Annotated in this window: 13 protein-coding genes and 1 pseudogene; 4 read left to right on the top strand and 10 right to left on the bottom strand. The window is 71.8% G+C overall.

All coding sequences use genetic code 11. The features are described 5' to 3' along the window. Positions 1-9: 9 nt before the first annotated feature. From AB0E07_RS16520 to AB0E07_RS16500, 5 genes are read right to left on the bottom strand one after another with little or no spacing between them, the layout of a single operon-like run. Positions 10-1,923, bottom strand: coding sequence for a hypothetical protein (locus tag AB0E07_RS16520; protein WP_362251496.1), 1,914 nt, complete (start codon positions 1,921-1,923; stop codon positions 10-12). Continuing rightward, positions 1,920-3,128: an alpha/beta fold hydrolase gene (locus tag AB0E07_RS16515; RefSeq protein WP_362251494.1), complete on the bottom strand. Its 1,209-nt coding sequence runs from the start codon at positions 3,126-3,128 to the stop codon at positions 1,920-1,922. The genes AB0E07_RS16520 and AB0E07_RS16515 overlap by 4 nt, the downstream gene beginning before the upstream one ends. Next, positions 3,125-3,865, bottom strand: coding sequence for an MBL fold metallo-hydrolase (locus AB0E07_RS16510; RefSeq protein ID WP_362251491.1), 741 nt, complete (start codon positions 3,863-3,865; stop codon positions 3,125-3,127). Before AB0E07_RS16510 ends, AB0E07_RS16515 begins: the two co-directional genes overlap by 4 nt. Positions 3,866-3,919: 54 nt before the next feature. Further along, positions 3,920-4,081 carry a hypothetical protein gene (locus AB0E07_RS16505; RefSeq protein WP_362251488.1) on the bottom strand — a complete coding sequence of 54 codons (162 nt, stop codon included), beginning with the start codon at positions 4,079-4,081 and terminating at the stop codon, positions 3,920-3,922. Then, positions 4,081-4,488 (bottom strand): hypothetical protein, encoded by a 408-nt coding sequence (locus AB0E07_RS16500; RefSeq protein WP_362251935.1) that lies wholly within the window; start codon positions 4,486-4,488, stop codon positions 4,081-4,083. The genes AB0E07_RS16505 and AB0E07_RS16500 overlap by 1 nt, the downstream gene beginning before the upstream one ends. Between AB0E07_RS16500 and AB0E07_RS16495 the strand changes: the two genes are divergently transcribed. After that, complete coding sequence (locus AB0E07_RS16495; RefSeq protein ID WP_362251924.1) at positions 4,453-4,716, top strand: helix-turn-helix domain-containing protein; 264 nt, start codon at positions 4,453-4,455, stop codon at positions 4,714-4,716. The genes AB0E07_RS16500 and AB0E07_RS16495 overlap by 36 nt on opposite strands. Before the next feature lie 52 nt (positions 4,717-4,768). Here the strand turns inward: AB0E07_RS16495 and AB0E07_RS16490 are convergent, their stop codons facing one another. From AB0E07_RS16490 to AB0E07_RS16480, 3 genes are all read right to left on the bottom strand, one after another. After that, complete coding sequence (locus AB0E07_RS16490) at positions 4,769-5,512, bottom strand: carbonic anhydrase (protein ID WP_362251484.1); 744 nt, start codon at positions 5,510-5,512, stop codon at positions 4,769-4,771. 402 nt (positions 5,513-5,914) lie between these two features. Next, positions 5,915-7,135, bottom strand: coding sequence for an acyl-CoA dehydrogenase family protein (locus tag AB0E07_RS16485; RefSeq protein ID WP_362251481.1), 1,221 nt, complete (start codon positions 7,133-7,135; stop codon positions 5,915-5,917). Positions 7,136-7,147: 12 nt separating this feature from the next. After that, complete coding sequence (locus AB0E07_RS16480; protein ID WP_362251479.1) at positions 7,148-7,672, bottom strand: winged helix-turn-helix domain-containing protein; 525 nt, start codon at positions 7,670-7,672, stop codon at positions 7,148-7,150. Between the two features lie 507 nt (positions 7,673-8,179). Here AB0E07_RS16480 and AB0E07_RS16475 point away from each other — a divergent pair. The 3 genes from AB0E07_RS16475 to AB0E07_RS16465 all read left to right on the top strand — a co-directional run bounded on the left by AB0E07_RS16475 (position 8,180) and on the right by AB0E07_RS16465 (position 10,250). After that, positions 8,180-8,383 carry a hypothetical protein gene (locus AB0E07_RS16475; protein ID WP_362251476.1) on the top strand — a complete coding sequence of 68 codons (204 nt, stop codon included), beginning with the start codon at positions 8,180-8,182 and terminating at the stop codon, positions 8,381-8,383. A 26-nt stretch (positions 8,384-8,409) separates the two neighbouring features. Further along, positions 8,410-8,967: an NADPH-dependent FMN reductase gene (ssuE, locus tag AB0E07_RS16470; RefSeq protein ID WP_362251472.1), complete on the top strand. Its 558-nt coding sequence runs from the start codon at positions 8,410-8,412 to the stop codon at positions 8,965-8,967. 131 nt (positions 8,968-9,098) lie between these two features. Continuing rightward, the gene (locus AB0E07_RS16465) at positions 9,099-10,250 is read left to right on the top strand and encodes an LLM class flavin-dependent oxidoreductase (protein WP_362251469.1); all 1,152 of its coding nucleotides are present in this window, start codon (positions 9,099-9,101) and stop codon (positions 10,248-10,250) included. 86 nt (positions 10,251-10,336) lie between these two features. On the opposite strand, the pseudogene AB0E07_RS16460 reads toward AB0E07_RS16465, so the two are convergent. Further along, positions 10,337-10,612 (bottom strand): annotated as a pseudogene (locus AB0E07_RS16460) (IS30 family transposase); the annotation flags it as partial. 52 nt (positions 10,613-10,664) lie between these two features. Beyond that, on the bottom strand, positions 10,665-11,651 hold the full coding sequence (sph, locus tag AB0E07_RS16455; protein WP_362251466.1) for a sphingomyelin phosphodiesterase: 987 nt from the start codon (positions 11,649-11,651) through the stop codon (positions 10,665-10,667). Positions 11,652-11,684 lie beyond the last annotated feature (33 nt).

The raw sequence follows: 11,684 nt of genomic DNA, 5'->3' as shown, positions 1-11,684 counted from the left end.
GGCGTGGGTTCACGAGGACAGCGACCGCCTCACGGGTACCCGCCCGGGGTTGTCCCAGAGCAGGGCGAGCGGGTGACGTCGGACCTGGGCACGCCGCAGCCTGGAGGGCAGTGACTCCACGTCGAGCGGGTGCGGTGGATCGGCGTCCAGTGCCGTACGGATGGGTGTGCCCGGAGTGGTGGACGGACGGCGCCAGACGGCGATCGGTATGCCGCCGTCGAGCACGGCCCCCAGCGTCTCCATGAGACGTTCCCCCGTCACCTCGGCCAGGACGCAGACCGGGGGCTCCTCCAGTTGGAGTTCGTCGGCCAGACTGTCCGACACATCGGTGTCCGCCACCTCGTGCACGGCGTCCGGGTGCAGCCCGCCGTTGGCCTCGTACCACTGCCACTTGGTCAGCCACGGTTCCTCGGCGAGGCCTCCGCGTTCCTCCGGGCAGCGCAGCACGACCTCGTAGCGGCAGCCGAGCTTCGCCGTCCGGTCGCCCCGCCCGAGGGGCACCTCCCACGTCTCGAACGGCTCCTCCAACAGCTCGTAGGGGATGTGGATCTCGATGCGCCCCGGGCTCGACGCGGAGTGCGCCAGGAGGTGTTCGCCGAGGGCCGTGCGCACCTCGTCGAGTGCCATCGGTTCGGGGTGGTCGCCCACACTCTCGAAAGCACCCTGGTACGACCACAGGTGCAGCCAGTAGGAGTCGTGGTCCTCGGCTGTGAGCCGGACGTGCAGGGACGGCGGTTCGGCGGCCCGGGACGGCGGGTGGGGGACGGGATCCGCGCCGAGCCGCTCGCGGGTGCGCTCCACCCAGTTGTGCGCCGCCACCACCCAGGGCGAGGGAGCGGACCGGGATGCGAGGAACTTGACGAACGGCAGCGCGAGCGGGACGGCGCGGCGGCCGCCCTGACGGTCTTCGAGATCCTGGATGATGCCCGTCAAGTGCGCCGCGGGCAGCGTGCGTTCGACCGGTGGGACACACCCGGTCACCTCGAAGGCCCAGCGGTACGCCGCGTAGGTGTCACGGGGGAGTTCCGCGTTCTCGGAGATCAACTGCCCGAGTTCGGTCCACGCGACCTGGTCGAGGGCGAGCCCGCCGACCGGTTCGGCCGTGGTGCCGTCCGTCGCCCAGGAGTCTCCGTAGAGGGAGGAGCCGTCCCAGCCGGTGGCGATCTCGAACTGGGGCTGCTGCCAGGCCGTGCCGTTTCTCTTCATGACGGTGAAGTCGGTCTGCACATTCAGCGCGATCTCGTGCAGGCCGAGCGTCGCCTGTTCCAGCGTCCGGCCCTCCAGACGCTTGAGCAGGGTGTCCGTGAACTGGCCCTTCTCCGTCGTGTTCTTCGCCGCCTCACCGGGCCGCGCCGCGTGCAGTGTGAACTGCAGGCGCCGGGTCGGTGCGCCTGCCGGGTAGTTCACCTGGGGGAATCTCCGCTTGAGTCGCTGGACGTCGATCCGGCAGGTGTCGACCACGGTGACGACACGACGGAAGCGGCCGCCACCGATCTCGTCCGACTTCCACAGCCGCAGCGCCGAGGTGAGATTGAGGTGGGCGACGAGACCGGCCCCCGCGTCGGCGTAGGGCAGCAGCAGGTCGTGGCGGCGGTCCAGGAAACCGTGTCCGGCCCAGTAGATCCACAGCAGATCCCCGTCGCACCGCGGAAGATCGGTGAAGAGCGCGTCCTCGACGTTGCGCTGGGAGGCGGGCTCGGCGTCCACCTCGACCCGGTTCCGTGCCAGCGGCGACACCAGCAGACGTACGTTGCTCTTCGGGACGCCCGCGGTTCCGGTCAGCCAGTCGGCGAAGCGGACGGCGTCGCGAGCCGGGCCGGAGAGGTCCATGGGGGAACCGATGGCGTAGGACTCGACGCCCACCACGAGCGCGAAGGTCCGTTCCGGAGTGATCGGCGGCTCGGCGGCGAAGCCGCCCGTCACCGCAGCGCCTCCGCGATCCGGGTGAAGACCGGCTCCAGTTTCCAGTAGGCGCTGTGCGACACGGGGAACGGCATTCCGCTGCGCACCTCGTGGTCGGTGACCCGGTCGTCGCCCGGGAAGACCGGCTCCGCGAGGTACGAGAGGATGTCGCGGCGGTCATAGATGTTGAGCCACTTCGGGAAGGCGGCGGGCAGCCGGTCGCCCGGCTCCAGGCCGGCCAGGGCGCCGAGTTCGTGCAGGAACGGGGCCTGGGAGCCGACCGTCACCAACAGGCGTACGGCCAGGCCCGGTTGGTGTCGGGCGGCGAGGGCGAGGGTGTCCACCAGGGCGATGCCGCCGAGGCTGTGCCCGATGACGACCGGGGGCTGCGGGCCGGCGCCGATCACCCGCTCCAGGTGGGCGCGCAGATGCTCGCCGCGTGCCTGGTAGCGCAGGATGTCGCCGATCTCCGAGGCCTTCTCGGAGGTGACCTCGCCGCGCTTGCGGTCCAGGAAGGACTGGGTGGCCACCCGTTGCGCCAAGTGGGAGAGGACACCCGCGGTGCGCATGAGCACGCCCCGGGCGGTGCCGCCCAGCCGCTCGCTCAGCAGGTCGACGAGTCGGTCCCGTTCCTCACCGGTGCACAGGGCGGTGTCCGGGGACGCGGTGAGCATCATGGCCACGAGGGCCCGAGCGGTGTGGACCCTGAGTTCGGCGGCGGTCGCGTCGTCCCCGGTCGCGAGGCAGGCATCGTGGAACTCTTCGGCGTCCGCAGTGTTCCGCAGGGCCTGCCGGTATCCTTCGGTCAGCCCGGTCTCCCCAAGCAGCAGGGCGAGTCCGTCGTCCGGTGCCGGGTTCCCGAGCAGGGCGCGCAGGGCGTCCGCCACGTCCTCGCCGGGCAACCGCCCCATGAGCGGCCCGAATCCGTCGTCCTCCGCCTCGGTGCCCAGTTCCGCCAGGACCCGCAGCTCGCACAGCGGATCGGCGAGGAGGAGCACCCACTCGGCGGTCTCGGGGTCCTCCGTCACATCCGGTCCCGGGGGTGGCCGCATGCCCGGGACGGAGGCGCCGCCGGCGGTGAGTTCCGCGCCGAACTCCTCGCCCCAGTAACAGGGTTCGACCTCCGCCTGAGGGAACTCCTTCAGCAGTCCAGCCTGTACCAGCGCGAACAACTCCTGGAACCGTTCCCGGCGGACACCGGTCCCATGGACAAAGACGAACCTCATGCGTCCCCCGCCGCCAACGTGCCTGTGCCACAGGGAGCGTAGTCCTTCGGACGAGGTGGGGGAGGCGGTGCGGCAAACCCGTCCGACCCGGTGTCCCTTCGGATGCCTGACCCGGCGTCACTTCGGATGTCCGACCCGGTGTCACTTCGGACGACGACGTCCAGGGCCGAACCGAGGGGCAGCCAGCGGAAGGCGGCGTGGAGATCGGCCGGCGCGCGCACGAGTTCCGCCTCGATCCGCCGCCGCCCTTCCCGGAAGCGGGACCGGCCCTCGTAGTGGACCGGCAGCACGGTACGGGGGCGCAGCTCCCGGCACAGGTCGACGGCGTGCCGGGCGGTCAGCGTGTAGCGGAGCGGGCCGGTCACCGGGAAGCGCACCCCGCCCAGGTGCAGCAGCGCCGTGCCCACGTCCAGGCGGCGGGCCACCTCGCGTACACCGTCGTACAGGACCGTGTCGCCGGAGATCCACAGCGTCCCGTGGCGGGCGGAGGGGAGCAGGGCCCGTCCGGCGGTGTCGAGGTTGTCGGCATGGTGGTCGTGGGTGAGCAGAACGGCGTCCAGGTGCTGCAGAGCGGTGGGGTCCACGGCCGGTCCCACGGTCTTGCGCGAGGATGTGCCCCGGCCGAACGCGTAGCGGCGGCCCGGCGGGTCGAAGGTGGGATCGGTCAGCAGCCGCCGGCCGGCCACCTCGATCAGCGTGGTCGGGCCGCCGATGTGGGCGATGCGGGCCTCGGTCATACGGGGCCTCCTTCCCGGTGCCCGGGGCGGACCGCGCCGCCCCGGTACAGGTGTTTACCGTGCCTGGGCCAGGACCCAGTCGAGGGCGTGGTCGGCGACCTCTTCCCAGCCCGGTGCCGCGGGCAGCAGGTGCGGCATCCCCGCGAACTCCCGGACCTCGGTGACCGTGGCCGACTTGTAGGGCCGGGCGTTGGACTGCTGCACCTTCGGCGGCATCAGGTGGTCCTTCTCGCCGGAGACGAACAGCAGGGGTGCCCGCGCGTCGTTGTGGTAGTCGACGTACGTGCTCTGGTGGCCGGGGCGCAGGGTGGCCAGGGCACTGTCCCAGAAGACGGCGCCGGACGCGGGGACCGCGTACCGCTCGTACAGGGCCCTGGACTCCCATCGGCCACTCCGCGGGCGGCGTGTTCGTGCAGTTGCTGCTCGACGGGCGGCTTGTCCAGACCGCCTATCAGGGTCTCCAGGCTCTCGACGATCTGCGGGACGGTGACCTTCTCGATCGGTGTCGTGTCGGCGTCGAGGGACTCGACCTCGACCTCGAACCCGGGGTAGGCGGGAGCGAGGACGCGGAAGCCGCGCTTCTCGTAGTGGGCGATCCAGTGCTCCCAGCTGCGTGCGGTCACCCCGGAAGCCGTGGATCAGGACGATGGATCATCCGGCGTCGGCTGGAGGGCGCCCGCGGTGAACTCGCCGTAACCGAACGGGCCCCGCGCACCATCGAGGCCGTGGCCCGCTCCTGGGGGTTCCCCAACCCCGCCCACTTCACCCGCCGTTTCCGCATGGCGTACGGGGTCACCCCCGGCGAGTGGACGCGGCTCGCCCGGCAGGGAGGACTTCCGCCGAACGGTTAGCGGTTCCAACTCGGATGCCCCGCGGTGTGCGTATGTGTGTGGCGGGGCGAGGTCAGGTGAGACGGTGCACGAGCTGGTTCGTCAGCTCGTAACGGGCGCCGACGACGGCGAGTTCACCGGCCGAGACCTTCGCCGCGAGGTCCGGTTCCGCGCGGAGGCGGTCGCGGACCAGCCGTATCTGGGCGTCGATGGTCGAGTCGACGCGGGCGTCGCCCTCCTGGGTGCGGTCGATGGCCGGGCCGATCTGGTCGGCGAGGTACCGGATGTGCGCGGGCAGCCGTTCACCGCTCTCGTCCGCCTCGACCGTGGCCCGTACCGCGCCGCACGACTGGTGCCCGAGCACCAGCACCAGCGGGATGCCGAGTTCGAGCACCCCGTACGCGATGCTGCCGAGCACCGCCTCGTCCAGCACCTCACCGGCACTGCGCACGGTCATCAGGTCCCCGAGCCCCTGGTCGAACACCAGCTCCGGAGGGACGCGGGAGTCGATGCAGCCCAGCACGACCGCGAACGGGTGCTGGCCGGAGACCAGTTCCTGGCGGACCGTACGCGACTCGTGGGGGTGCTCCTCGCGGAAGGCGCGCCAACGCGCGTTGCCCGCGGCCAGTTCCCGCAGGGCGGCCGCCGGAGTGGTCGGCCGCGGACGGGAGTTCGGCACCGCGGACGCGGGAACGACGCCGACGGCGAGGCCCGTGCCGAGGGCGGCGGCGCCGGTGAGCGCGCCGCGCAGGACCAGGCGGCGGGCGGGACGGGACTCGGCGGGTCGCACGGCGCCCGCGGAAGAATCAGAGGTCACGGACAGAACGTATGTCCGCGGATGGGAACATCGGAGCGCTCGACCCAATCGTGGACCGCCCATGGTGAAGTATTGATCTGCCCTTGGTGCGGGTTGCCCCAACTCACCTTGAGCACAGTGAAGTTAGGGGTTCACGCCAGCCGGTGGCGGCCACCGGGTGGGCGGGTGCGGACGGGGCCCGGGAGCGTGTATAGTCGATCTTGAGCAGGTCGCCCGCAACACCGGGCGCCCGGCGCTGCGTTGGTGGTCCAAGGAAAGACGCCCCGCTTCCTGCGGGGAAATGCAGGTGCAAGGCCTGCCCGGCGCTCGGATCTGTGGCCCGCCTCCCGACTGGGAGGCGGGCCACAGGCGTTGAGGGGCCGGGCCGGCCGGACCCTCGTGGCGGCCTGGCGGCCGGGGGCCTCACACCGGCAGGGTGAACGGCGGGTGCGCCCCGTTGAGGTAGTAGTCACCGACGTCCCGGAGTCGGTGCGACACGGGCTCGTACAGGCTGTGGGTACGGGCGTTGCGCCAGAAGCGGTCCAGCCCCAGGCGGGCGGAGGCGGCGCGGACGCCGATGATGTCCAGGGCGCGGGACGTCGACTCGTGGGCGGCCTTCGCCGCGGCCGCTTCGGCGACGGCCGCCAGGATCGAGATCTCGGCGCACTCGTCGTAACTCAGACCGGCGCCGCGGGCCAGGCCGCGCTCCAGCGCGGTGAGCGCCTCGGCCGCGAGGGCCGACGCGGAGCGGGTGAGAACGGTCAGCTCTCCGTAGGCCGCCAGGGTCTGGGGGTCCTGGGGCGAACCGGCCGGCCACTCCGGATGCCAGGGCGCGTGACCGGTCCTGCTGTACTCGCGGGCCTCGGCCAGCACGCCCTCCGCCGTGCCCAGGCGGAGCTGGACCGAGATCAGCCGTCCGAGCGGTGCGGCCAGGGAGGACGAGGGGGACAGGACGTCGTCGTCGACGGAGAGGGAGCCGAGTACGTCCTCCGCGTCGATAAGGGCGCCGTCGAACTCGACGCTCCCGCCCGCGGCGAGCCGTCCGCCGAAGGGGTCCGCGTCGGCGTCGATCCGCACCCCCGGGCGGGCCGGGTCGGCCACGACGGCCAGGTGTTCCCCGGTGTCGGCGCGTACCGCCCGCAGGGCGAGCCGGTCCGCGACCAGTACCCCGGTGGCGTAGCTCTGGCGGCCGTTGAGGAGGAATCCGTCCCCCGAATCGATCAGCGTCAGCCGTGGTTCCTGGCGGGCGACACCACCGCCCCAGCACCACTGTTCGGCCGCGGACCGGCGCTCGGTCCGCGCGGCGGACTCCGGGTCGGAGAAGAGGCGGGCGGTCAGGCCCAGGACGTAGTGGGAGCCGAGGAGTTGACCGACGGCCGCGTCGGCGGCGGCGATCTCACGGACTACCGCGCAGGCCGTGGAGCAGTCGGCGCCACCGCCTCCGAGCCCGGCGGGGACGAGCAGCGTCAGCAGCCCGGCCTCGCGCAGCCGGGACACCTCGTCGAAGGGCGCCTTGCCCGCCAATTCCCTGGCCACCGCGTCCGTGGCCAGGTCCTCCGCCGTCTCATGGGCGACGCGCAGCCAGTGCGTGCGGTCGGTGCGGTCGGTGCGGTCGGTTCCGGACGGGGCAGGGGCGACGCCCATGGAAGGCTCTCCTCAAGGTCGGCCGCACCGCGCGGTGTCGGAGGCGGCGCTGCCGGGCACGAACTTGTAGCCCACGCTGCGCACGGTCACGATCCGGTCCCGGTGTTCCTCGCCGAGCTTGCGGCGCAGTCGGGCGATGTGGACGTCCACCGTGCGGCCGTCGCCGACGTGGTCGTAGCCCCAGATCTCCGTCATCAGCCGGTCCCGGGAATGCACGTGGTACGGGCGCTGGGCCAGATGCGCGAGCAGCGCGAACTCCAGGTAGGTCAGGTTGAGTTCGACGCCGTCGACGGAGGCGACATGACGGTCCGGGTCGATGCGCACGGCGGCCGGCTCCGGTCGGTGGACGACCGGCGTCGCGACGGGACGCACCTCGGCCCCGGCGAACAGTTCGGCGGGGTCGGTGCCCTCGGGCACGAGCACGAGATAGCCGACGAGCGGCAGGGAGCCGGGGCCGGTGTCGGCGTCCCGCGGGAGGTCGTCCACCAGGCGCAGATGGCGTACGTCGGGCAGCGGTGCGGGAAGTGGGGTGGTCATGGCGTTCGCCCTTCGGACAGCGTGGCGGGGGTGACCCCCGGGGAAGGAGCGGAGTGGCGACGCGCGGGGCGTGCCTTACGCGCGACAGCAGGCGGCACTGACGACGTGACCGAAGTCGACGTGCCGACGACGTACGAGTCGTTGCTGTGTGTGGGGCATGCTCCCCATCCTGTGCGGCGGTGACCAGCCACGTCAATACTTTCCTAGTAACTCGATAGGAAAAGTAGGGAACACGTTTTCAAGGGCGCCACGTGGCTGGCCTCCCTGTGTCGGTCCGTCATCCGGGCGCCGCTTGACGGAAAGTGAAAAGCCCTGCTCAATTGGTCGCATGAACCCTCAGCCGCGCCTGGTCTCACGCGACCACATCGACTTCGGTCGGGTGTGGTCCGCCGCGTGTTGCGCCTGACGCGGCAGCGGGCCGTCTGACCCGCCCGCCCCTCCCTCGGTGACCCATTCGCGGGCCGAGATCCCCGTCCACGCGCTTCTCCGCAGCGCCCGGTTCAACGGATGACCTCTGCGCCGGAACTGACGGTCATTCAGGCATCGGTCTCCGACCCGAAGGCGGAGCCGCTGATCCGTGCACCGGGTGGGGAGTGCTCCAGCCGCTACGGCAGGGACGCCCACGCCGAACGCGTGGCTATCGGCGGATCTTCCTCGGCCATCACGAAGGCGGAGATCAAGCCGCTCGGTCTGCCCAGGACCGCCTCCTGACCCCGCTCCCCGAAAGGTCCCCCCTCATGGCCACCGTCCTCTCCGTCTCCGGAAGCCCCTCCGCCACCTCCCGCACCGCACGCCTGCTGCGCCACCTCGACGCCCGCCTCAGGGCCCAGGGCCACGAGGTGATCCCGCTCGACGTACGCACCCTGCCCGCGGAGGCGCTGCTCGGCGCCGACTTCCGGCACCCCGCGATCGTCGAGGCCGGCGCCCTCTTCGACCGCGCCGACGGTGTCGTCATCGGCACCCCGGTCTACAAGGCCGCCTACTCCGGGCTGCTGAAGGCGCTGCTCGACCTGCTCCCGCAGTACGCGCTGGCCGGAAAGACCGTCCTGCCGCTCGCCACCGGCGGCACCACCGCCCATGTCCTCGCCATCGACTACGCCCTGCGGCCCGTCCTGAACTCCATGGGCCCCGCCCACATCACCCCGGGCTGGTTCACGCTCGACAAGGACATCACCGTGGCCGACGACGGGACGCTGACCGTCGCCCCGGGCTCCGCCGAAGCCCTCGCCCAGGTCACCGACCAGTTCTCGCTCGCCCTCGGAGGCCGCCCCACCCTGCTCGCCGCCGCCGGCTGACCCCTGGTCCCACCCTGCTCGCCGCCGGCTGACTCCTGGTCCTGCCCTGCTCGCCGCCGGCTGTCCCTCGCCCCGCCCACCGGCCGCCGGCTGAGCCCCCGCCCCACCGCACCACCACGATCGGAGACCCCGTGAGCCCCACGTTCCACTGGTTCCTGCCCACCAACGGCGACAGCCGTGACGTCGTCGGCGGCGGTCACGGCAGCCCCGCCACCACCACCGGCCGGGACCGGCCCCCGACCGTCGCCTACCTCGGCCAGATCGCCCGTGCCGCCGAGGACCTCGGTTTCACCGGCGCGCTCACCCCCACCGGCGCCTGGTGCGAGGACGCGTGGCTGACCACGGCGATGGTGAGCCAGCGCACCGAACGCCTGAAGTTCCTGGTCGCCTTCCGCCCCGGCCTGCTCTCGCCCACCCTCGCGGCACAGATGGCGTCGACCTTCCAGCGCCAGACCGGCGGACGGCTCCTGCTGAACGTCGTCACCGGTGGCGAGAGCCAGGAGCAGCGGGCCTTCGGCGACTTCCTGGACAAGGACGACCGGTACCGCCGCACCGGCGAATTCCTGGAAGTCGTACGGCAGTTGTGGGACGGGAAGAGCGTCGACCTGCGCGGGGCGCATCTGCACGTGGAGGGCGCGAAGCTGGCCCGCGTCCCCGATCCCGTCCCCGAGGTGTACTTCGGCGGGTCCTCCCCGGTCGCGGGGGAGATCGCCGCACGGCACGCCGACGTGTACCTGACCTGGGGCGAGCCGCCCGCACAGGTCGCCGCGAAGGTCGCCTGGATCCGCGAACTGGCCGCGCGCGAGGGCCGTACGCCGCGCTTCGGTATCCGGCTGCACGTCATCACCCGGGACACCGCCGAGGACGCCTGGGCCGAGGCGCGGCGACTGGTGGACGGCTTCGACCCGGAGACGGTCAGGTCCGTCCAGGCGGGACTGGCGCGCAGCGAGTCCGAGGGGCAGCGGCGCATGCTGGAACTGCACGGCGGCAGCCGCGACGACCTGGAGATCGCGCCCAATCTGTGGGCCGGCATCGGCCTGGTGCGCGGCGGCGCCGGCACCGCGCTGGTCGGCAGCCACGACGACGTCGCCGAGCGGATCGCCGAGTACCACCGGCTCGGCATCGACGAGTTCGTGCTCTCCGGCTACCCCCACCTGGAGGAGGCGTACTGGTTCGGCGAGGGCGTGCTGCCGCGGCTCGCGGCACGCGGACTGTGGCGCCACCCCTTCCGGGCGGGCGCCGAAGGACCGGCCCGGGTGCCCTTCGCCGGTGCGGGGGTGTGAGGACGCCCTGCCGGGGTGTGGGGACGTCCTGCGGTGCTAGGACGTCCTCTTGGCGCCGGACCGCGCCGGACGGACACTCGGTGAGTTCAAGTGGTCGTTGCAACACCGGGCTGTTGTAGGAAGCGTAGTTGTTCCTCGAATACCTCGGCCGGTGTCCGCCAACCGAGTACTTTGCGGGGCCGGTTGTTGATCGCCAGTGCGACGGCTTCGAGGCCCACGGACGACCACCGGGAGAGGTCGGTGCCCTTCGGGACGTACTGACGCAGTAGCCCGTTCGTGTTCTCGTTCGTCGGTCGTTGCCAGGGCGGGTGCGGATCGGCGAAGAACACCTTCGTCCCGGTATCGAGAGCGAACTGGGCATGGCCGGGGAGTGGGCACGGCGCTGACCCGCGCGACAACTCCCCGGCCCGCCCGTCAGCCCGCCGAGCCGGTCACCGGGTAGTGGTCGGACAGGTTGGTGTAGGTGTAGTCGGTGCCCCAACTCGACACCGTCCAGGGCGCGCTCTCCTCCTTCACGACCTCGTTCCGCCACACGGCGGGCCGGGCGTGCCCGGCGCGGTGCAGGACGTAGTCCAGGTCCTCGCGCGGGTCGTCCGGGTACCGGTCGCGCGCTATGGAGTTGTCCCGCGTGTCGAAGGAGTACGGGTGCCCGGTACGGGAGTCCGCGCCGACCAGGCCGCCGTCGGCGAGCATGGAGCCGTACTCCGCAGTGTGCGAGTCGACGTTGAAGTCGCCCGCCACCAGCACCTGTTCACCGGCCGGGATGTTCTTGGCGTCCAGGAACGCGTCGATGGCCTTGAACTGCTTGCCGCGCACGCTCGCCGCCTCCCCGGCCGAGCACCCGGGGTCCGTGGACTGCGCGTGGGTACCGACGACGTGCACCCTGGTGCCGCCGACGTTCAGCACGACGTACGCGAAGCCCTTGTTGGACCACCAGTCGGCGCCGCAGGCGTCCTTGAAGACGTACTGCTCCTTGCGCACGATCGGCCACTTGCTCAGGATCGTGACGCCGCCGTCCTCCGGGGTCGTCGCGGAGTACGCCCCACTCGTCGCGTCCCAGCCGGACTTGGAGCGGCCGACCACGGGCGTCTGGTGCGGGTACTCGGCCGCGACGGCGCTCTTCAGCGCGTCCGAGGAGGAGTTGTCGAACATCTCCTGGAGGACCACGACGTCGTTGCCCCGTACGAACGGGGCCTTCGCGATCTCCGCGGCCCGGTGGTCCTGGCCCCAGTTGGGGTACAGGGTCTTGCTGAAGAGGAAGACGTTGTACGACAACACCTTCAGCCCGGGCGTCGGTTCGGCCGCCGACGCGGCGGGTGCCGCGCCGGCCAGCCCGGTGACCGCGAGAGCGAGGGCGAGCACGGCCGAGCCCTGTGCACGGCGCTGTGCGGAAAGCGTCACTGGATCTCCCTGTGGGGTAAGGGCGTTGGAGTG

It is taken from the genome of Streptomyces sp. NPDC048002 (genome assembly GCF_040653275.1).
Classification (GTDB): Bacteria; Actinomycetota; Actinomycetes; order Streptomycetales; family Streptomycetaceae; genus Streptomyces.
The sequence above is the reverse complement of the archived record's forward strand: the minus strand, read 5'-3'. Positions and strand labels throughout refer to the sequence as shown.